The 20,461-nt window shown below is 65.2% G+C and carries 18 protein-coding genes, 1 pseudogene and 1 riboswitch; of the genes and pseudogenes, 12 read left to right on the top strand and 7 right to left on the bottom strand.

Translation table 11 applies throughout. The annotated features are described in order from the left end of the window. Positions 1–64 precede the first annotated feature (64 nt). Complete coding sequence (locus IRZ56_RS11775; protein ID WP_196145092.1) at positions 65–838, top strand: glycosyltransferase family 2 protein; 774 nt, start codon at positions 65–67, stop codon at positions 836–838. A 47-nt stretch (positions 839–885) separates the two neighbouring features. Then, on the top strand, positions 886–1,980 hold the full coding sequence (locus IRZ56_RS11770) for a glycosyltransferase (RefSeq protein WP_196145091.1): 1,095 nt from the start codon (positions 886–888) through the stop codon (positions 1,978–1,980). Here the strand turns inward: IRZ56_RS11770 and IRZ56_RS11765 are convergent. Further along, positions 1,977–2,582, bottom strand: a complete 606-nt coding sequence (locus IRZ56_RS11765) for a toluene tolerance protein (RefSeq protein ID WP_196145090.1) — start codon at positions 2,580–2,582, stop codon at positions 1,977–1,979. The two genes, IRZ56_RS11770 and IRZ56_RS11765, sit on opposite strands and share 4 nt — an antisense overlap. 216 nt (positions 2,583–2,798) lie before the next feature. Between IRZ56_RS11765 and IRZ56_RS11760 the strand changes: the two are divergent. The 3 genes and pseudogenes from IRZ56_RS11760 to hldE form a co-directional block, all read left to right on the top strand. Next, positions 2,799–2,954 (top strand): annotated as a pseudogene (locus IRZ56_RS11760) (polymerase); the annotation flags it as partial. Between the two features lie 15 nt (positions 2,955–2,969). Next, positions 2,970–4,778, top strand: a complete 1,809-nt coding sequence (gene msbA / locus IRZ56_RS11755; RefSeq protein ID WP_196145089.1) for a lipid A export permease/ATP-binding protein MsbA — start codon at positions 2,970–2,972, stop codon at positions 4,776–4,778. Between the two features lie 130 nt (positions 4,779–4,908). Further along, a complete protein-coding gene (gene hldE / locus IRZ56_RS11750) occupies positions 4,909–6,330 on the top strand; it encodes a bifunctional D-glycero-beta-D-manno-heptose-7-phosphate kinase/D-glycero-beta-D-manno-heptose 1-phosphate adenylyltransferase HldE (protein WP_196145088.1) in 1,422 nt (473 codons plus the stop codon). A gap of 113 nt (positions 6,331–6,443) precedes the next feature. Here the strand turns inward: hldE and IRZ56_RS11745 are convergent, their stop codons facing one another. The 4 genes from IRZ56_RS11745 to IRZ56_RS11730 form a co-directional block, all read right to left on the bottom strand. Next, a complete protein-coding gene (locus IRZ56_RS11745) occupies positions 6,444–7,403 on the bottom strand; it encodes a metal ABC transporter ATPase (RefSeq protein ID WP_196145087.1) in 960 nt (319 codons plus the stop codon). A 37-nt stretch (positions 7,404–7,440) separates the two neighbouring features. After that, positions 7,441–8,253: an aldo/keto reductase gene (locus IRZ56_RS11740; RefSeq protein ID WP_196145086.1), complete on the bottom strand. Its 813-nt coding sequence runs from the start codon at positions 8,251–8,253 to the stop codon at positions 7,441–7,443. Next, on the bottom strand, positions 8,250–9,425 hold the full coding sequence (locus IRZ56_RS11735) for an NAD(P)/FAD-dependent oxidoreductase (protein ID WP_196145085.1): 1,176 nt from the start codon (positions 9,423–9,425) through the stop codon (positions 8,250–8,252). Before IRZ56_RS11735 ends, IRZ56_RS11740 begins: the two co-directional genes overlap by 4 nt. A 200-nt stretch (positions 9,426–9,625) precedes the next feature. Next, on the bottom strand, positions 9,626–9,958 hold the full coding sequence (locus IRZ56_RS11730) for a DMT family transporter (protein ID WP_196145084.1): 333 nt from the start codon (positions 9,956–9,958) through the stop codon (positions 9,626–9,628). An 88-nt stretch (positions 9,959–10,046) separates the two neighbouring features. Here IRZ56_RS11730 and IRZ56_RS11725 point away from each other — a divergent pair, with 88 nt between their 5' ends. After that, positions 10,047–10,937, top strand: coding sequence for a LysR family transcriptional regulator (locus IRZ56_RS11725; protein WP_196145083.1), 891 nt, complete (start codon positions 10,047–10,049; stop codon positions 10,935–10,937). 52 nt (positions 10,938–10,989) lie between these two features. After that, complete coding sequence (waaA, locus tag IRZ56_RS11720; protein ID WP_196145113.1) at positions 10,990–12,261, top strand: lipid IV(A) 3-deoxy-D-manno-octulosonic acid transferase; 1,272 nt, start codon at positions 10,990–10,992, stop codon at positions 12,259–12,261. A 113-nt stretch (positions 12,262–12,374) separates the two neighbouring features. Here waaA and IRZ56_RS11715 read toward each other — a convergent pair whose 3' ends face one another. Then, positions 12,375–13,805: a TolC family outer membrane protein gene (locus tag IRZ56_RS11715; protein WP_196145082.1), complete on the bottom strand. Its 1,431-nt coding sequence runs from the start codon at positions 13,803–13,805 to the stop codon at positions 12,375–12,377. A gap of 157 nt (positions 13,806–13,962) precedes the next feature. Beyond that, positions 13,963–14,069, top strand: a riboswitch (TPP riboswitch). 145 nt (positions 14,070–14,214) lie between these two features. Between IRZ56_RS11715 and thiC the strand changes: the two genes are divergently transcribed. Beyond that, the gene (gene thiC / locus IRZ56_RS11710) at positions 14,215–16,101 is read left to right on the top strand and encodes a phosphomethylpyrimidine synthase ThiC (protein ID WP_196145081.1); all 1,887 of its coding nucleotides are present in this window, start codon (positions 14,215–14,217) and stop codon (positions 16,099–16,101) included. Between the two features lie 166 nt (positions 16,102–16,267). Continuing rightward, on the top strand, positions 16,268–17,551 hold the full coding sequence (gene cytX / locus IRZ56_RS11705; protein ID WP_196145080.1) for a putative hydroxymethylpyrimidine transporter CytX: 1,284 nt from the start codon (positions 16,268–16,270) through the stop codon (positions 17,549–17,551). On the opposite strand, the gene IRZ56_RS11700 is transcribed toward cytX, so the two are convergent. Continuing rightward, positions 17,520–18,266: an RsiV family protein gene (locus IRZ56_RS11700; RefSeq protein WP_196145079.1), complete on the bottom strand. Its 747-nt coding sequence runs from the start codon at positions 18,264–18,266 to the stop codon at positions 17,520–17,522. The genes cytX and IRZ56_RS11700 overlap by 32 nt on opposite strands. A 184-nt stretch (positions 18,267–18,450) precedes the next feature. On the opposite strand from IRZ56_RS11700, the gene IRZ56_RS11695 reads away from it, so the two are divergent. The 3 genes from IRZ56_RS11695 to cpdA all read left to right on the top strand — a co-directional run bounded on the left by IRZ56_RS11695 (position 18,451) and on the right by cpdA (position 20,413). Then, positions 18,451–19,068: an NUDIX domain-containing protein gene (locus IRZ56_RS11695; RefSeq protein WP_196145078.1), complete on the top strand. Its 618-nt coding sequence runs from the start codon at positions 18,451–18,453 to the stop codon at positions 19,066–19,068. After that, entirely contained in the window at positions 19,059–19,511 is a 453-nt protein-coding gene (locus IRZ56_RS11690; protein WP_084854129.1) for a DUF1249 domain-containing protein, read from the top strand. Before IRZ56_RS11695 ends, IRZ56_RS11690 begins: the two co-directional genes overlap by 10 nt. A gap of 86 nt (positions 19,512–19,597) precedes the next feature. Continuing rightward, positions 19,598–20,413 carry a 3',5'-cyclic-AMP phosphodiesterase gene (cpdA, locus tag IRZ56_RS11685; RefSeq protein WP_196145077.1) on the top strand — a complete coding sequence of 272 codons (816 nt, stop codon included), beginning with the start codon at positions 19,598–19,600 and terminating at the stop codon, positions 20,411–20,413. The last annotated feature ends 48 nt before the right edge of the window (positions 20,414–20,461 follow it).

Below are 20,461 nucleotides of genomic sequence, written 5' to 3'. Positions count from 1 at the left end.
GCAATGGCGCGCCTGTCGCAGGGAATGCGTGAGTCGTTGATAGTCCAAAGGTGGAGGGAGCCCCGTGCGCTTCTCTGAGAACAGTGATATCACCGTGGTCGTGACCAGTTGCGGGCGTTTCGACCTGCTCAAGGAAACGCTCGAGAGTTTCGACCGATACAACACCGCGCCGATCCGCGAAGTCTTCATCACCGAAGACTCCGGGAACGATGCAGTCCACGATGCTGTACCGATGCACTGGAAGCCCCACTGCACGGTCTTCGTCAACCGGCCCAAGCTGGGCCAGCTACCCTCCATCGACCTGGCCTACGGTCAGGTGAAGACGCCGTACATCTTCCATTGCGAAGACGACTGGCGCTTCTACCGGCAGGGGTTCGTCGAGGACTCGCGCGCGATCCTCGAGGTCAGCCCGGACCTGTTGCAGGTCTGGCTGCGCAGCCATGCCCATGACCTGGCGATCCATAGCCCGTATATCCACCTGGGCGACCGCCAGGTGATCGCCGGTGTGCCGTGCTACCCGCTGCTGTCCGACAAGGCCGAATGGCAAGCATTTTCGCTCAACCCAGGGCTGCGCCGTCTAAGCGATTACCAGCGCTGCGCGCCGTTTGCCGCCTATTCTGGTGAGAAGGCGCTGTCGCGACGCTACGCCGAGTTGAACCTGGGGGCGGTCACCCTGGAAGGCGACGCGGTGCTGCACACTGGCTTCGGTAACCACGTGACCCTGCCCGAGGAAGTCCAGCGCAAGGCCAAGCGGCGCAAGCGGGACCGCCAGAAACTGATACTCACGCTGTTGGTGGGTTTGGTGGTCGGCACCGGGATCGGTTTTCTTGTCGGTTGAAGCGGCGTGCCTGATGGCCCATTCATTTTCCAGAGGGGCGTAACCCGATGAACATCGTCAATGTGATGTGGTCGGGCGGTCCGCAATATACGTCCATACACACGGTTCACCGGCAGGTGCTGGGGCATGCCCCGGCCGATGTGCGCGTGAGCAATTGGCTGTTGCTCGGTGAGCAGGGGTGCGGTGGGTTGGGTGAAACACGCACCTGGAACCTGCCGCAACGAGCGCTCAAGGGGCGCATGCCGGAGCGCCTCATGGTGCCCTGGTTGCGCCTGCGTCTGCGCGCGGCCTTGCGCCAGGCGCAGCCTGACGTGTTGCTGCTCGATGGCCTGGGTGTCGCGCGCTTGATGCTGCCGCTGCTGCGTCAGTTGCCCGGTGTTCGCGCAGCGGTCCTGTTCCATGGCTCCACCCGGCTACGCGGCAGTGACATAAGCCTGTTGCGCAGTATGCCTCGTGAGCGTCTGTCCATCGCCGCGGTGTCCGGCACTCTGGCCCGCTCGCTCGAGCAGGAGCTCGGCCTGCCAGTGCGTACCTTGCGCATTGCCATGGACCCGGCCGTGTTCTGCGGCCAGTTGCTTGCGCGCAATGCCGCCAGGCAGACGCTTGGCCTCCCTGCCCAGGATGAAGGCCGCGTGCTGTGCGCCGTGGGCCGGTTGGTGGAAAGCAAAGGCTTCGAAATGCTGATCGAGGCCTTCGCCAGGGCGCACGAGCACCAGCCCAACCTGCATTTGATGATCTTCGGCGATGGCGAGCTGCGCGATCGCCTCGCGGCGCGGATACAGGCACTGGGGCTCGACGCCAGCGTGCGGCTGTGCGGTTACAGGCCGGACCTTTCCCAGCTGTACCGTGCCTTCGATGGCTTGCTATTGCCTTCGCGCTCCGAGGGGCTGGGGCTGGTGTTGCAAGAAGCGGTGTTGGCGGATATTCCAGTTATCTGCAGCGATCTTGCAGTGTTTCGCGAGCAACTGGGCGAAGTCGATTGCTACTTGCCGGTCGCTGACGTCGAGGCCTGGAGCCAGGCCATTGCACGCTGCGCCAGCTTTGATCCCCAGGCCACAGCGGCAGTCCAGCGGCGCTCCCTGGCGCCGGAGCAGGGCTGGCAAGCGTTCTTGGCCGGGGTCGCCAGCCTGTTGGGGCGCTAGCCCTGAAGCAGGGCGGCCTCCAAGGCCGCCAGCGGGAACTGCTTGGCGAGATTCTCGCGCTCGATATAGCGCGCCATGTGCTGCACATTGCGGCGCACCATCCGCGCCGGCAGCGGCGCGCGCAGGAAACGCATGTCCGCGACGTCGATCAGGCCCAGGCGCTGGTCAGGCGTCAGCACCACGTTGCCCAGGTGCAGCGAGCGAAAATAGATACCTGAACGGTGCAATTGGCGGATCAATTCGACCAACTGCGGCAGCAGGCTGTCCCAGCTGAACCCTGGCTCACGGGACAGTTGCAGCAGCGTCTGACCCGGCAACGGCCGATAGAGCACGGCGGTACGCCCTGGCAGGTCGAGCTTGTGATGGCTGATCACTTCCAGCGTGGGAATTCCCATTTGCGCCAGGCGGGCGGCGTTATCGATGAAGCGCCGCGAGTAGGGGCGCAGTAGCGCAGATGAAATCAGACGCTTGCGACGAAAAACCTTGAGGATATTTCCATCCCCAAGCAGGTAGACTTTGGCGCCGTGGCTGTCTGCCTCTAGAACCTTGGCGCCGAGTGTCAGCTGATCGAAGTCGACCTGGGAGAGCCGGGAGCATTGCATGGGTAGGGCCTTGTCGTCTGGCAAGCAAAAATGACCGGCAATAATGCCGAAAATAAAGCCTCAGTACCATGATGACGGGTTTGGACTTTTTTGGGGGAGTGATGTTGTACAAGAAAAACTGGGCCCAGGCGTGGCTTGGGTTCGGCTTCGTCTGGTTCCTTGCCGGTATCGCCTTGGCACCGAGCAACAAGTTGTACTAACAGGGCATGATTCTTTTTCTCCACGCTCGCCATGCAATTCGATGCCGCCAGCCTCACCGATACCCCGCGTGCCGAATGGTTCATCAGCTGGCTGCCGGTGGGCCTGGCCATGCTGCTGCCCTGGGTGCGTGCCGAAAACGACGCCTGTGGTAAAATTCCCGGTTCAACCTGAACAGCGAGCTCGATGATGGCCGAAACACCGCTACCGGCGGAGCATACCTCCAGCCTGAAGATCTATTTCCGGCTGCTGAGCTACGTCAAACCCTACATCGGCATTTTCCTGCTGAGTATCGTGGGTTTCGTGATCTTTGCCTCGACCCAGCCGATGCTGGCCGGGATCCTGAAATACTTCGTCGATGGGCTGAGCAACCCCCAAGCGGTGCTGTTCCCCAATGTCCCCTACCTGCGCGACCTGCAACTGCTGCAGGCCGTGCCGCTGCTGATCATCCTGATCGCGGCCTGGCAGGGCCTGGGGTCGTTCCTGGGCAACTACTACCTGGCCAAGGTCTCCCTGGGGTTGGTGCATGACCTGCGGGTGCAGCTGTTCAACAAGCTGCTGGTGCTGCCCAACCGCTATTTCGACAACCATAACTCCGGCCACCTGATCTCGCGCATCACCTTCAACGTGACCATGGTCACCGGTGCGGCGACCGATGCGATCAAGGTGGTGATCCGAGAAGGCCTGACCGTGGTCTTCCTGTTCGCCTACCTGTTGTGGATGAACTGGAAGCTGACCCTGGTGATGGTCGCCATCCTGCCGGTGATCGCGGTGATGGTGAGCACCGCCAGCAAGAAATTCCGCAAGCAGAGCAAGAAGATCCAGGTCGCGATGGGTGATGTCACCCACGTGGCCTCCGAGACCATCCAGGGCTACCGCGTGGTGCGCAGCTTCGGTGGCGAGGCCTACGAGGAGCGACGCTTCCACGACGCCAGCCAGGGCAACACCGAGAAGCAGCTGCGCATGACCAAGACCGGCGCGCTGTACACGCCGTTGCTGCAGTTGGTGATCTACAGCGCCATGGCATCGCTGATGTTCTTGGTGCTGTTCCTGCGCGGCGATGCCTCGGCGGGTGACCTGGTGGCCTATATCACGGCCGCGGGCCTGCTGCCCAAGCCGATCCGCCAGCTTTCGGAGGTCAGCTCGACCATCCAGAAGGGCCTGGCGGGTGCCGAGAGCATCTTCGAGCAACTGGACGAGAAGCCCGAGGTCGACACCGGTACCGTGGAAAAAGACCGCGTGGAAGGCCGTCTGGAGGTGCGCAACCTCAGCTTCACCTACCCAGGTACCGAGCGCCAGGTGCTCAGCGATATCAGCTTCACCGCCGAGCCTGGGCAGATGATCGCCCTGGTGGGGCGCTCCGGCAGCGGCAAGTCCACCCTGGCCGCGCTGATCCCGCGCTTCTACCACCACACCAACGGGCAGATCCTGCTCGATGGTGTGGACATCGAGCAGTATCGCCTGCGCAACCTGCGCCGCCATGTGTCCCAGGTGACCCAGCATGTCACCCTGTTCAACGACACGGTGGCCAACAACATCGCCTACGGCGACCTGGCCGGCGCGCCGCGCGAGGACATCGAGGCCGCCGCCGCCGATGCCTATGCCAAGGAGTTCATCGATCAGTTGCCCAAGGGCTTCGACACCGAGGTCGGCGAGAACGGCGTACTGCTTTCCGGTGGCCAGCGCCAGCGCCTGGCGATCGCCCGCGCTCTGCTGAAGAACGCACCGCTGCTGATCCTCGACGAGGCGACCTCGGCCCTGGACACCGAGTCCGAGCGTCATATCCAGGCTGCCCTGGACCATGTGATGCAGGGGCGTACCACCCTGGTGATCGCCCACCGCCTGTCGACCATCGAGAAGGCCGACCTGATCCTGGTCATGGACCAGGGGCGCCTGGTCGAGCGCGGTACCCATGCCGAGTTGCTTCAGGCAAATGGCCATTATGCCCGCCTGCATGCCATGGGCCTGGACGCGCCGGAAAAGGCTGACATCACCTGATCTCCCCTGGCTCGGGGCCGTACCGGCCCCGATCATCATTGGTAACGTACAGATCGACGCTGGCCGTAAAGCCGTCACCGACCCTGTGCTAATATCCTGCCCCTGTTCATTATTTTCATATGGGTTGCCCATGAAGTTGTCCATGCCGCGTTTCGATCAAGCCCCGGTTCTGGTGGTCGGCGATGTCATGCTCGACCGCTACTGGCATGGCGGTACCTCGCGGATTTCTCCCGAAGCCCCGGTGCCGGTGGTCAAGGTCGAGCAGATCGAGGATCGCCCCGGTGGCGCGGCCAACGTCGCATTGAACATCGCCGCCCTGGGCGCGCCGGCTTCGCTGGTTGGCGTGACCGGCCAGGACGAGGCCGCCGATAGCCTCGCCAACAGCCTGCACGCAGCGGGTGTGCGCTCGGTGTTCCAGCGCATCGCCCACCAGCCGACCATCGTCAAGCTGCGGGTCATGAGCCGTCACCAACAGTTGCTGCGCATCGATTTCGAAGAGCCGTTCGCCACCGACCCGCTGTCGCTGGGCGAGGAGGTCGATGACCTGCTCGAAGGCACCAAGGTGCTGGTGCTGTCGGACTACGGCAAGGGTGCGCTCAAGAATCACCAGAGCCTGATCGAGGCCGCGCGAGCCAAGGGCATCCCGGTTCTGGCCGACCCCAAGGGCAAGGATTTCTCCATCTACCGCGGCGCCAGCCTGATCACCCCGAACCTCAGCGAGTTCGAGACCATCGTCGGTCGCTGCGCCGATGAGGGCGAACTGGTCGCCAAGGGCCTGCAATTGCTACAGGAGCTCGACCTGGGCGCACTGCTGGTGACCCGTGGCGAGCATGGCATGACCCTGCTGCGCACCGGCCACCCGGCGCTGCACCTGCCGGCGCGGGCCCGTGAAGTGTTCGACGTCACCGGTGCCGGCGATACCGTCATATCCACCCTGGCTGCGGCCATCGCAGCCGGCGAGGATCTGCCCCACGCGGTGGCCCTGGCCAACCTCGCGGCCGGCATCGTGGTCGGCAAGCTGGGTACGGCGGCCATCAGTGCCCCTGAACTGCGCCGTGCGATCCAGCGCGAAGAAGGCTCCGAACGCGGTGTGCTGACCCTCGATCAACTGCTGCTGGCGATCGATGATGCCCGGGCGCACAACGAGAAGATCGTTTTCACCAATGGTTGCTTCGACATCCTCCACGCAGGCCACGTGACCTATCTGGAGCAGGCGCGTGCCCAGGGCGACCGCCTGATCGTGGCGGTCAACGACGATGCCTCGGTCAGCCGCCTCAAGGGCCCTGGCCGGCCGATCAACAGCGTCGATCGGCGCATGGCCGTGCTGGCAGGCCTGGGCGCGGTGGACTGGGTCATCAGCTTCCCCGAAGGCACGCCAGAGAACCTGCTCAGCCAGGTCAAGCCAGATGTGCTTGTAAAAGGTGGGGACTACGGTATCGACCAGGTGGTCGGCGCCGATATCGTCAAGGCCTATGGCGGCACCGTGAAGGTGCTGGGGCTGGTGGAGAACAGCTCGACCACGGCGATCGTCGAGAAGATCCGCAAGAACTGAGGCCGAGCCTATCGCCGGCAAACCGGCTCCCACCTGCCCTGCGCTGCTTTCAGAGGCGCCGCGGTACCTGTGGGGGCCGGCTTGCCGGCGATGGTCTGCGCTGCAGCCCGACCCTACTTGTGCAACGCTCGTTGCAGCAGCGCCCGCGCCTTGTCGCCGAAGCGCTGCAGGTGAGAGGCCGGCTCCAGCCGGTGTTCCTCCAGGCCCTGCTGCCTGATCCAGTCCTTCCAGCGAATTCGCTCATCCCCGACCACCCAGCCGTCTTGTCGAGCAAAGCTCTCGGCCAGGTATAGGCCACGGGTGCTGGCCAGCACCAGTTCGTCCTTCTTCAAGGTATAAAGCTCGGCGGTTGGCTGGCCATCGACCAGTGGCATCAGGTACAGGTCCGGCCGCTTGCGGTTGAGCCGTGCTACCAGCTGGTCGCCTTCGAGCCGCTCGTCCACATGGAACAGGCTGAGCGACTTGGCTTCCCGGGGCACCTGCAGGCGCAGGTCGTAGATCAGCTGCAACGACGCGGTGGGCAAGTGCACATAGGCACGGGGCCGTTCCAGCAGCATCAAGTTGCCGCAATGCACCGGGCGCGCCGCGCCGGACTCGGGCGTTAGCACGAACGGCAGGGCTTCGCGGTAATGTAGCGCGTCGGCATAAGGCGCGGGCAGCCAAGTGTCGTTGAAGCGCCCGCCGAGCCAGCCCTCCGGGGTTTCCAGCAGGCATTCCTCGGCCACTTCCTGGATGGCGGTATGCAGCGGCAGGTTGATCTCCTGGGCGGGCACGTAGCCTGAGATCAGCTTGAGCACCACATCGCCGCGGTCCTGCCGGCGCTGACGCACCAGCACCCAATAGTCGCGGTTTTGCCAGTGCAGCGTCAGACGCACCGAAACCCCCAGGTTGGCCAGCTCGACCACGAAACGCTCGTGGTCTGCCAGCACGATGGCCTTGCGGCGCTGCTGGACCTGACCGAAGTTCAATGGCATCCCGATGCTCTGGTAGGTCAGGCCGTCGGGTGTGGCTTCGACGTGCAGCGGCAGGGTCTTGAAGTTGCTCGGGTTCTTGCGGATCAGCGTTCGCGGCACGAGGCTCCTCCTTGCGTTGGGCGCCCGCCAGGGCGACTCAAGGCTGGCCCAGGATTCGGGCGACGGTGGCCACGTTATGGGCCAGGTGCAACGGGTTGATGGTGCCGACGATAGCACTGCTCACCCCAGGGTGGGCGAACAGCAGCTCGAAGCTGGCCTGCACCGGATCGACCCCTGGTGCCAGGCAGATATGCCCGCTGGCCAAGGCCTTCTTCACCAGGATGGCCTTGCCGTGTTCGGCAGCGTAGTCCAGTACCGGGCGCTCCGCCTGCTCGTTGAGGTTGTAGGTGACCATGGCGCAATCGCCTTGTTCCAGGGCCTTCAGCCCACCCGCCACGGTCTTGCCGGACAGCCCGTAACCGAGGATCTTGCCCTCCTGCTTGAGTTCGGCGAGGGTCTGGTAGACGCCTTGTTGCTCCAGGATCTGCACGTCATTGCCGTCGGAATGCACCAGCACCAGTTCGATGTGGTCGGTTTCCAGACGGCGCAGGCTGCGCTCCACCGACCGGCGGGTATGGGCGGCACTGAAGTCGAAGTGCGACTGGCCATTGTCGAATTCCTCGCCCACCTTACTGACGATCACCCAGTGGTCGCGCTGGCCGCGCAGCAAGGGGCCCAGGCGTTCCTCGCTGCGACCGTAGGCCGGCGCGGTGTCGATCAGGTTGATGCCCAGCTCGCGGGCCTGGGCCAGCAGCAGGCGCGCTTCGTCATCGCCTGGGATGGTGAAGCCATTGGGGTATTTGACGCCCTGATCGCGGCCGAGCTTGACCGTGCCCAGGCCCAGCGGGGAGACCTTCAGGCCGGTGCTGCCCAGCGGCCGCAGGAAATCGTGCAGGGTCGGCAGGCTCATGGCAGCAGTCGCTCCCAGGCAGGTACGCCGAGGGCGGGACGAGGCAGGTCGGCAAGGTCAGGTTGCGCGGCGGGGCGGATACCGTCGCGCTCCAGGCTCGCCAGCACGCGGTCGGCGAAGTCGGGCGCCAGGGCCAGCTTGGTCGGCCAGCCCACCAGCAGGCGATGCTGCTCTGCGAGGAAGGCGTTGTCCGGGCGGATCAACCCGGATTGCGCGGGTTCGGCGCGATCGACCCGCAAGGTGGCCCAGCGCACCTGGCCCTGGTCGACCCAAGGCAGCAGGCTGGCGATCTCCTTCTGCGCCGCGGCGATCTGCTCGGCAGGTTCGCGTGCCACGCCGTCGGCCTCGGCCAGGTCGCCACCGAGGTACCAGACCCATTGGCCATCGTGGGCCGGGTGGGTGGTGACGGTGACACGCGGCTTGGGCCCGCCGCCCAGGCAGTGGGCATACAGCGGCTTGAGGTTCGGCCCCTTGGCCATGACCATGTGCAGCGGTCGGCGCTGCATGGCCGGCTGCTCCAGCCCCAGCGCCTGGAGCAGGGCTTCGGTGCCGGCACCGGCACTGAGCACGATACGCTGGGCGCGTATCTCACGGCCATCCACGCGCAGGCCGAGCAGTTCGTCGCCCTCGCGCAGCGGCTCGATGCGTTCGCCGGCCAGCAGGCTGTCACCGGCCAGTTCGGCCAGGTTGGCGAGCAGGCTCGGCACGTCGACGACCAGCTCGGCCAGGCGATAGACCTTGCCCTTGAAGGCGCGATCCTGCAGGGCAGGGGGCAGTTGCTCGCCCTTGACCTGGTCGACCCGGCCACGCACGGCCTTGCTGGCGAAGAAGCTGGTGAGGTTGCCCGCCAGGGTGCCGGGGGACCACAGGTAGTGGGCCTCGGACAGCAGGCGCGTCTTGCCCAGGTCGAGTTCGCCATTGCCGGCCAACGCCTCGCGCCAGCGGCGCGGCATGTCGGCGATGGCCTCGGAGGCACCGGTCAAGGCCCCATGCAGGGCATACTTGGTACCACCATGGATGATGCCCTGGGACTTGATGGTCTGCTCGCCACCGAGGCTTGCGCGTTCCACCAGCACCGTCGAATACCCCAGGCGCCGCAACCTTGCGTTGAGCCAGAGGCCAGCGACCCCGGCGCCGACGATCAGCACGTCAGTGGAAATGGCAGATGGCATGCGAGCACCTCTAGAACTGGGACAGTTGCCCAGTATACAGGCTGTGGACGCGTGCGGGCCTCATCGCCGGCAAGCCGGCTCCCACAAGCAACGGCTCCGTTCCTGTGGGAGATCACCCAGCCCTTCCGGGCTGCGCTGATCCCGTGTAGGCGCGGGCTTGCCCGGCGATAGGGCTGCAGCGACGATAAAGCCGATGCCAGTCAGTGGCCGGCCGTCTTGGAGAACAGCTGGATCACCACCACGCCACCGACGATCATGGCCATCCCCAGCATGGCCGGCACATCCAGTTTCTGCCCATAGATCACCAGAGCGGCGACGCTGATCAGCACGATACCCAGGCCCGACCAGATAGCGTAGGCGATGCCCACCGGAATGCTGCGCACCACCAGGGTCAGCATCCAGAACGCCACGGCATAGCCCCAGACCATCAGCAGCAGCGGCAATGGCGTGCTCAAGCCCTTGACCGCCTTCATGGAAGCGGTGGCGATGACTTCGGCGCAGATGGCGATGGCCAGGTAGGTGTAGGCATTCATGATCGGGGTCCTCCGTTGCTGGGTGGGCATTCTAGACTTTCGTCGGATGGGGTAAAGTCATTACCTATCTGCTATGGAGATAGGTTGCATGGCCCAACAGTGGGATCTCGACCAACTGCGCACCTTCTTGCGGGTCACCGAGCTGCGCTCGTTTTCCGCTGTCGCCCGGGAGCAGCACAAGGCACAGTCGGCGGTCAGCAATGCCATCGCGCTGCTGGAGGCGGACCTGGGCGTGACCTTGTTCGAGCGCAGCAGCGGCCGCCAGCCGCGGCTGACCGAAAGCGGGGCGGCCCTGCTCGAGGATGCGCGAGAATTGCTGCGCCAGTGCGAGCGCCTGGATGGCCGGGCCCTGGCTCTGATGCGTGGCCAGGAAGCCTTGTTGCGCGTGGCCCAGGATGAGGCCATGCCCTACCAGCCGGTGATCGACAGCCTCGACGAGCTGGCCAGCCGTTTCCCCTTCCTGGAAGTACAGGTGGCCAGCGGCGCCCAGGGCGACGTGGCGCGCAAGCTGGTGGAGCGTCGCGCCGACCTGGGGTTGTTCTTTCATCACGAGCGCATTCCCGCGTCGTTGGAGCGCCGCGCCCTGGGCAGCGTGGAGATGGTCACCGTATGTGCCGTGGACCATCCGCTGGCGGGCGAGCGGAAGGTGACTCGCCAGCAGTTGGCTCGTCACCGGCAGTTATTGATCACACCGCAGCAAAGCGGCTACCCCGGGGGCGAGGCGATCAGCCCGCAGGTGTGGCGCGCCGACAGCTTTTATGCCATGGCCGAGCTGCTGATGCGCGGGCTGGGCTGGGCCTGGCTGCCACGGCATGTGGTGCAGTACCCGACCTACCAGGCGCAGATGGTCGAACTCGACAGCGAGTGGCGCCCGCCTGCGCTGGTCGTCGAACTGGCCTGGCGCCGCGACCAACCCTTGGGGCCGGCGGCGCAGTGGCTGGCCGAACGCTTTGCTGTGCACCTGCGGGCCATCGGCTGAGAGGCGGTGCCCGACAGGTCTTTTCGTGCAGTTCCTAGTACACTGCGTCGCCATGAACAGAACCCTCTATACCCTGCTTTTCCACCTAGGCCTGCCGCTGGTTGCGCTGCGCCTGTACCTGCGTGCGCGCAAGGCGCCGGCCTACGGCCAGCGCATCGCCGAGCGCTTCGCTTGCAAGCTTGCGCCGATGCGCCGGGACGGCATCTGGGTGCACGCGGTGTCGGTGGGCGAAAGCATCGCTGCCGCGCCGATGATCCGCGCCTTGCTCAAGGCTTACCCGGACCTGCCGGTCACCCTGACCTGCATGACGCCCACCGGTTCGGAGCGGATCCGCGCGATGTTCGCCGACGAGCCGCGAATCCAGCATTGCTACCTGCCTTATGACCTGCCTTGGGCGGCGGGGCGCTTCCTCGATCATGTCCGGCCGCGGTTGGGCATCATCATGGAGACCGAGCTGTGGCCCAATCACATCCACCAGTGCGCCAAGCGCGGCATTCCGGTGGCCCTGGCCAATGCGCGGCTGTCCGAGCGTTCGGCCCGTGGCTATGCGCGTTTCGCCGGTCTGACCCGGCCGATGCTGGCCGAGATGAGCCTGATCGCAGTGCAGACCGAGACCGAGGCGCAGCGTTTCCGCAGCCTGGGCGCACGGCCTGAGTGCGTGCAGGTGACCGGCTCGATCAAGTTCGACCTGAAGATCGACGCGCAGCTTCAGCCGCGTGCCCGTGATCTGCGTGAGCGCTGGGGGGCCGGCGAGCGCCCGGTATGGATCGCGGCCAGTACCCACGAGGGTGAGGATGCATTGATCCTCGAGGCCCACCGGCAACTGCTACAGGCTCATGGCGATGCGCTGTTGGTGTTGGTGCCGCGCCATCCCGAGCGGTTCGATGCGGTGCATGGCCTGTGCCAAGCGCAGTTCGCCACCGTGCGACGTTCTTCCGGCGTGCCGGTAGAAGCTCAGACCCAGGTCTTGCTCGGCGATACCATGGGTGAGCTGTTGTTCCTCTATGCCCTGGCCGACATTGCCTTTGTCGGCGGCAGCCTGGTGCCCACCGGTGGGCATAACCCGCTGGAGCCGGCGGCACTGGCGTTGCCGGTACTCACGGGCCCGCACGTGTTCAACTTCCTGGAAATCAGCGCGATGCTGCGCGAGGCGGGGGCGTTGCAGGAAGTGGACGATGCCAGCGGCTTGGCCGGGGCGGTACGTCGGCTGGTCGAGTTGCCCCAGGATGCCCGGCGCATGGGCGAGGCGGGCAGGGCGGTGATGCTGGCCAACCAGGGGGCTTTGCAGCGGCTGTTGGATGGGCTGGGGAGGCTGTTGACGTAAGTGGATGCTGGGGGCTGCTGTGCAGCCCAATCGCGGGACAAGCCCGCTCCCACAGGTCCGCTGTGACGCCATCCCATCCGGTCCCGCGATAGGGGCGCAAAGCGCCGCCAATCTCAAGGCCTGCGTTCGAAGTTCTTGGCCGCTGCCGCAGCCAGGTCTGGCGGCAGGAAGTCTTTGTCGGGGTTGTAGTCGGCCTTCAGGTAGCGCCCCAGGTCCTGCAGATCCTGCGGGCTGAGGGTGCCGGCGGCCTGTTTCAGGCGCAGGTTGTCGAGGATGTAGTCGTAGCGGCTGTTGTTGTAGTCGCGCACCGAGGTGTACAGCTGGCGCTGGGCGTCGAGCACGTCGACGATGTTGCGGGTACCGACCTGGTAGCCGATCTCGGTGGCCTCCAGGGCGCTCTGGTTGGAAATGATCGACTGCTTGCGTGCCTGCACCTGCTCCACGTCGGTGTTCACCGCCCGGTGCAGGTTGCGGGTGTTTTCCACCACTTGGCGGCGCAGGCTCTCGCGTTGCTGCTCGCTCTGGCTCAGGCGCTGGTAGGCCTCGCGTACCTGGGAGCTGGTCAGGCCGCCGCTGTAGATCGGAATGTTCAGCTGCAGGCCGATGCTGGTCTGCTCGACGTCGCCACTGTAGCGCACGCCGGGCTGCGGGTTGGAGAAGCCCAGGCTGTCGTTGTCGCCCTTCTGGTAGCGGGCCACCGCATCCAGGGTCGGCGCGTGGCCGGCCTTGCGTTGGCGCAGGGTTTCCTCGGCGGCGGTGACGGCATGGTTGGTGGCCAGTAGGTTGAGGTTCTGCCGCGCTGCGGTCTCGACCCAAGCCTTGGCGTCGTTGGGCGTCGGCACCTGCACCGGTAGGGTGTGGACCACCCCCTGGAGCGAACCGTATTCGCGGTTGGTCAAGGTCACCAGGGCCTCGAAAGCGTCCTGGACCTGGCGCTCGGCAATGATCCGGTTGGCCCGGGCGGTATCGTAGCTGGCCTGGGACTGCAGTACGTCGGTCTTGTCCGAGAGACCAACGTCGAAGCGTTCGTTGGACTGGTCCAGCTGGCGCTTGAACGCCGCTTCCTCGGCCTTGGTCGAGGCCAGGTTGTCCTGGGCACGCAGTACTGAGAAATAGTTCTCCGCGGTTTGCAGGATCAGGTTCTGCTCGGTCGCGGACAGCTCGAGGGCCGCTTGTTCATTGACTGCCTCGGCTGCCTGCAACTGGAACCAGCGGTCGGCGCGGAAGATCGGCTGCGCCAGGGTCGCGTTCCATGAATTGCCGCTGCGGTTGGAGGTGACCGAAGGCTCGTCGAACTTGGTGCGGGTGTTCATCATCTCGGCGCCGGCCGACAGGTTCGGCAGCAGCCCGGCGCGGGCCTGGGGGACTACTTCGCGGCGTGCGCCGTAGTCGGCGCGGGCGGCGGCCAGGTCGGCGTTGTTGTCGACCGCTTCCTGGTAGACGCTGATCAGGTCGGTCTTCACCGTCGTGGGCACATCCGCTGCCCAGACCACTCCGTTGGACGCACAAGACACGGCAATCGCCAGTGAGAGTTTGCGCAGCATAGGGCAATCCTTGTACGAAATTAATTACTGAACTGGTGAGTATTGAATGAGGGGCCAGTCTAGTACCACGCGCATCCGGCCACAATCTCCGCGACGCCTTTCATCATCCCGGCATCTACCCGCTTGGCTTTGCCGGCCACTTGAGTCTAGACTGCGCATGTTCTTGTCGGGGTGCCTTGAATCGAAGGCTGAGATCGGATAGTTCCGGATCCCGTTGAACCTGATCAGGTTAGCGCCTGCGTAGGGAACAAGATTGCTCGCTTTCCCGGCGAGATCTTGTGCCAGGTCCGGGATTGTCGTAGCTCACGCTCAAGGCACCTCCGTGTATCCGGCACCAGCACCGTTCCAGGTGCATTCCGCGCCTCCTTCAGGTTCTCCCCGACATTCCACGCTGTCTGGAGAGCCTGTGATGAGCAAACAAGAAAAATCGATCCACCTCAGCGAGTCGGCGCAAGTCGACCAGCAGTCCGTGCAACCGTTCCCCCGTTCGCGCAAGGTCTATGTCGAAGGTTCGCGCCCCGACATCCGCGTGCCCATGCGTGAAATCAGCCTGCACGACACCCCTACCGATTTTGGCGGCGAGCAGAACGCCCCGGTGCTGGTCTATGACACTTCCGGGCCATACACCGACCCGAACGTCGTCATCGACGTGCGCAAGGGCCTGGGCGACGTCCGTTCGGCGTGGATCGAGGCCCGTGGCGATACCGTGCGCCTGGACGGCCTGAGCTCGAACTTCGGCCAGCAGCGCCTGAACGATGCCGACCTGGCCAAGCTGCGCTTCGCACACGTGCGCAACCCGCGCCGCGCCAAGCCCGGTGCCAACGTTACCCAGATGCACTACGCGCGCCAGGGCATCATCACCGCCGAGATGGAATACGTCGCCATCCGCGAAAACATGAAGCTGCAGGAAGCCCGCGCCGCCGGCCTGCTCGACCAGCAGCACGCCGGCCACAGCTTCGGTGCCAGCATCCCGAAGGAAATCACGCCCGAGTTCGTCCGTGAAGAGATCGCCCGTGGTCGTGCGATCATTCCGGCCAACATCAACCACCCGGAACTGGAGCCGATGATCATCGGCCGCAACTTCCTGGTGAAGATCAACGGCAACATCGGCAACAGCGCCCTGGGCTCTTCCATCGAGGAAGAAGTGGCCAAGCTGACCTGGGGCATTCGCTGGGGTTCGGACACGGTCATGGACCTGTCCACCGGCAAGCACATCCACGAGACCCGCGAGTGGATCATCCGCAACTCGCCGGTGCCGATCGGTACCGTGCCGATCTACCAGGCCCTGGAGAAGGTCGGCGGCATCGCCGAGGACCTGACTTGGGAGTTGTTCCGCGACACCCTGATCGAACAGGCCGAGCAGGGGGTGGACTACTTCACCATCCACGCAGGTGTGCTGCTGCGCTACGTGCCGCTGACCGCCAAGCGCGTGACCGGCATCGTCAGCCGCGGCGGCTCGATCATGGCCAAGTGGTGCCTTGCGCATCACAAGGAAAACTTCCTGTACACGCATTTCGACGAGATCTGCGAAATCATGAAGGCCTACGACGTCAGCTTCTCGCTGGGCGACGGCCTGCGCCCGGGCTCGATCGCCGACGCCAACGATGCGGCCCAGTTCGGTGAGCTGGAGACCTTGGGCGAGCTGACCAAGATCGCCTGGAAGCATGACGTGCAGTGCATGATCGAGGGCCCCGGCCACGTGCCGATGCAGCTGATCAAGGAGAACATGGACAAGCAGCTCGAGTGCTGCGACGAGGCGCCGTTCTACACCCTCGGCCCACTGACCACCGACATCGCGCCGGGCTACGACCACATCACCTCCGGCATCGGTGCGGCGATGATCGGCTGGTTCGGCTGCGCCATGCTTTGCTACGTGACGCCCAAGGAGCACCTGGGACTGCCGAACAAGGACGACGTCAAGACCGGCATCATCACCTACAAGATCGCCGCGCATGCCGCCGACCTTGCCAAAGGCCACCCGGGCGCGCAGATCCGCGACAACGCGTTGTCCAAGGCGCGCTTCGAGTTCCGCTGGGAAGACCAGTTCAACCTTGGCCTGGACCCAGACACCGCCCGTGCCTTCCACGACGAGACCTTGCCCAAGGAGTCGGCCAAGGTGGCGCACTTCTGCTCGATGTGCGGGCCGAAGTTCTGCTCGATGAAGATCACCCAGGAAGTGCGCGAATACGCTGCCAACCAGCGTATCGAGGCGACCGATGTCTCGGTGGAGGAAGGCATGCGCGAGCAGGCCGAACGCTTCCGCCAGGAAGGTAGCCAGCTGTACAAGAAAGTCTAAGACGGTTGAGGGGCCGCTTCGCGGCCCTTTCGCGGCACAAGGCCGCTCCTACAGGGGCAGCGCAAGGTTCAGGTCCTGCGCGGTCTCTTGTAGGAGCGGCCTTGTGCCGCGAAACGAGGACGCAGTCCTCGCCAAGAACACCAATAACACCCCGGCGAGCGCCATCATGAGCACACCCAGCCACTTCTCCCCGGACCACCCGGTCCCCCACAGCCAGCGCCAGTTCGGCGCTCGCGACCTGTTTTCCCTCTGGTTCTCCCTCGGCATCGGCCTGATGGTCCTGCAGGTCGGCGCGCTGCTGGCGCCGGGCCTGGGCTTGGCGGGAGCGATCCTGGCGATCGTCCTGGGCACGGCGGTCGGCGTGCTGCTGTTGGCCGCCGCCGGGGTGATCGGCAGCGACACGGGCCTGTCGGCCATGGCCACGCTGCGGCTCAGCCTGGGCCGCCAGGGCGCGCGCCTGCCGGCGCTGCTCAACCTGCTGCAACTGGTCGGTTGGGGCTCGTTCGAGATCATCGTCATGCGTGACGCCGCCAGCCTGCTGGGCGCCCGCGCCTTCGGCGAAGGCAGCGCCTGGACCAGCCCGGTGCTCTGGACCTTGTGCTTCGGCGCCCTGGCCACCCTGCTCGCCGTCAGCGGGCCGCTGGCCTTCGTGCGCAAGGTGCTGCGCAAGTGGGGGATCTGGCTGCTGCTCGGCGCCTGCCTGTGGCTGACCTGGAACCTGTTCGCCAAGGCCGATCTGGCCGGGTTGTGGCAGCGCGCCGGCGATGGCTCGATGTCGCTGGCGGTGGGCTTCGACATCGTCATCGCCATGCCGCTGTCGTGGCTGCCGTTGATCGCCGATTATTCGCGGTTCGGCCAGCGCGCCGGCCGTGTATTCGGCGGCACGGCACTGGGCTTCTTCATCGGTAATGCCTGGCTGATGAGCCTGGGCGTGGCCTACACCCTGGCCTTCGCGCCCAGTGGTGAAGTCAATGCCCTGCTGCTGGCCCTGGCCGGTGCCGGGCTAGGTATCCCGCTGTTGCTCATCCTGCTGGACGAGTCGGAAAACGCCTTCGCCGACATCCACTCGGCGGCGGTGTCTACCGGCCTGCTGGTGCACTTGAAGGTCGAGCACCTGGCTCTGGCCATCGGCGTGCTGTGCACCCTGGTCGCCCTGTTGGCGCCGCTGGCCCAGTATCAGAACTTCCTGCTGCTGATCGGCTCGGTGTTCGCGCCGCTGTTCGGCGTGGTGCTGATGGACCACTTCGTCGTTCGTCGGCGGCAGATGCCGACGCTGGTGGCCGGGCTACACTGGCAGGCACTGCTGGCCTGGGCAGTGGGCGTGGCGGCGTATCACCTGATGGCGAATGTCGCGCCGGAGTTGGGGGCGACCCTGCCGGCACTGCTGCTGGCAGGGGGGCTGCACGGCCTGCTGAGCCTCAGCCGCGGCCGGGAAACAGCTCAGGCCTGAGCACGCCGTTCAGGCGTGGGTAGGGGATCTTCAGCTCGATGTGGCCCATGGAATAGGGCGCGATGGCATAGACCTCGTACTTGACCACGACCGCGCCGTAGGTCAGGGCCACATGGGGGGACTTGCGGAACGGCCAGGTCTTGATGAACTCCGGGTCCTTGTCCATGCCGGTGCTGATCATCCAGGCACGGTGGGACTCTTCCACGGTCTTCCAGAAGGTGTCTTCCTGGCCGGGCAGGAGCATGTCCTGCAGGGTCAGGACCTTGTCCAGCTTGCGTGAATAGTTGATGAAACCGCGCCCGGGCATGCCGTGGGCGCCGCCGCTGTCCAGGTAGCTGGACAGCTCGATGATCACCAGCCCGTCATGCTGCTCGCGTACCTTGGCCTGCAGGTAGCTGCTGTTGCGCTTCTCGGCGCTGGCCAAGTACTGCTGCTCGTAGGCCTGCAGCGAGGTGGGCGCGCCGCTGTGCTGGTTGTCCTCGGTCAACTGCAACAGGCGTTTTTCGACGATGGCGTCGAGCTTGGGCAGGGCCGGGAAGTGGATGGTGTCGATGTTCACCAGTGGGCAGTCGCTCTCGCTGCAACCGGGCTTGACGTGTTCCCAGGCGTCGCGCTTGACCTCGAGCGGGGCCCGGTAGTTGGGCTCGAACAAGCTCTGGCAGGCGCCCAGGGCCATTGCCAGCACGGCCACGGAAGTCAGTTTGACAAGCGTCATGATGATCCTTGCAGAACAAAGGGAGTCGGCCTTTGACCGTCGGCGAAGCCGTCGGTTCGCCACTAAGCTAACAGAGTAGAGAGGCTCTGTCCCGGTTGCCTCAACGGTCGCCGGAAAGGGGTGAAACACGGCGGTACGCAGAGTAGGATGGCGCGATGCGGTAAACGAGGTAACGAGGATTTCCATGTCAGACACGTTGAATTCGCAACCCAAGGCGGTCGAGATCGTCGAACGGGCCAACTGCTTCCAGGGCTTCTACCGGCTCGACAAAGTGCGCCTGCGTCACGAACTGTTCGTCGGCGGTCTGGGCCGTGAGATCAGCCGCGAACTGTTCGTGCGCCACGACGCGGTCTGCGTACTGCCGTACGACCCGCTGCGCGACGAGGTGGTGCTGATCGAGCAGTTCCGCGTCGGTGCCATGGGCAAGGTGGAAAACCCCTGGCTGATCGAGATGGTCGCCGGGTTGATCGACAAGGACGAGCAGCCCGAGGAAGTCGCCCACCGCGAAGCTGAAGAAGAAGCGGGCCTTGCGTTCAGCGCGCTGTGGCCGATGACCCGCTATTTCCCGTCGCCGGGCGGCAGCGATGAATATGTTCACCTGTTCCTGGGGCGTTGCAGCAGCGAGGGCGCCGGCGGGCTTCACGGCCTGGAGGAGGAGGGCGAGGACATCCGCGTACGCGTCTGGGCCTTCGAGGATGCCTTGCAGGCCGTGCGCGACGGGCGCATCTGCAACGCCGCGACCATCATCGGCCTGCAATGGCTGGCGCTGAACCGCGATGAAGTGCGAGGTATGTGGAAGTGAACCTGTTGCGCGAGCGCTACCGGGTCGACCTGGCCGGGCTGCAGGCCGCCTGCGAGGCCAACTATGCCCGGCTGATGCGCCTGTTGCCTGACATGCGCACCACCCAAAGCTCGCGCCGCATCGGCATGACCCAGGGCGACCAGATGCTCGGCGTGCTGGTGCTCGATGTGCTGCTGGCCTGCCCCTACACCACTACCCTTCGGGTGCGCCAGGAGCACAGCCTGCCGTGGCTACCGGTGCCGCACTTGGAGGTGCAGGTGTATCACGACGCGCGCATGGCCGAGGTGGTCAGCGCCGAGCACACCCGGCGCCTGCGCAGCATCTACCCGTACCCCAACGCGGCGATGCACCAGCCGGACGAGAAGGCCCAGCTCAACCTGTTCCTGGGTGAATGGCTGAGCCACTGCCTGGCTTGCGGCCACGAACTGGAAGCCGTTCGCTGAAAATGTGACGCCGGTCGGGCAAGGCCCTTTGCCCGGCGCGCGCAGGCAGCCGATAATCGCGCTGAATCCGCTCGAGGAGACGGCCCGTGCCGCAGCCCAATCACGCCCAAGACCCGGCGCCGCTTCATGTGGTGCAACTGACCGATGCCCATCTGTTCGCCACCCCTGGCGGCACCTTGTTGGGCATGAATACCCGCGACAGCCTGCGTCATGTGGTCGAGCAGGTACGACGCGAGCAGCGGCGCATCGACCTGCTGCTGTGCACGGGCGACCTTTCCCAGGATGGCAGCGTCGCCTCCTACGAAGCCTTCCGCCAGTTGAGCGCCTCGCTTGGCGCACCGAGCCGATGGTTGCCGGGCAATCATGACGAGGCCCGGGTGATGGCCGAGGTCGCGCAGGGTAGCGACCTGGTGCAGGCGGTGACCGACCTGGGTGCCTGGCGCATCGTCATGCTCAACTCGAACGTGCCCGACGCCACCCATGGTTGGCTGGCCGAGGACCAGCTGGCCATTCTGGATCAGGCGCTGGCCGGTGCCGGTGAGCGGCATTGCCTGGTGTGCCTGCACCATCAGCCGGTGGATATCGGTTGTGCCTGGATCGCGCCGATCGGGTTGCGCAATGCTGATGAACTGTGGGCGTGCCTGCGCGGTTATCCACAGGTCAAGGCTGTGCTCTGGGGGCATATCCACCAGCCGTGGGATGAGCGGCGTGATGGCGTTCGCCTGCTGGCCACGCCATCGACCTGCATCCAGTTCGCGGCCCGCAGCGAGGATTTCCAGGTCAGCGAAGAGCAGCCGGGTTATCGCTGGCTGCGCCTGCATGGCGACGGGCGGGTGGAAACGGGTGTCGAGCGGGCGCGGGATTTCGAGGTGAAGCTGGACTTCGACAGCCCGGGGTACTGAGGGACCTGCAAAGGCCCATCGCGGGACAAGCCCGCTCCCACAGGGGGC

It is taken from the genome of Pseudomonas guariconensis (assembly GCF_015680235.1).
Lineage (GTDB): Bacteria > Pseudomonadota > Gammaproteobacteria > Pseudomonadales > Pseudomonadaceae > Aquipseudomonas > Aquipseudomonas guariconensis_A.
The sequence above is the reverse complement of the archived record's forward strand: the minus strand, read 5'-3'. Positions and strand labels throughout refer to the sequence as shown.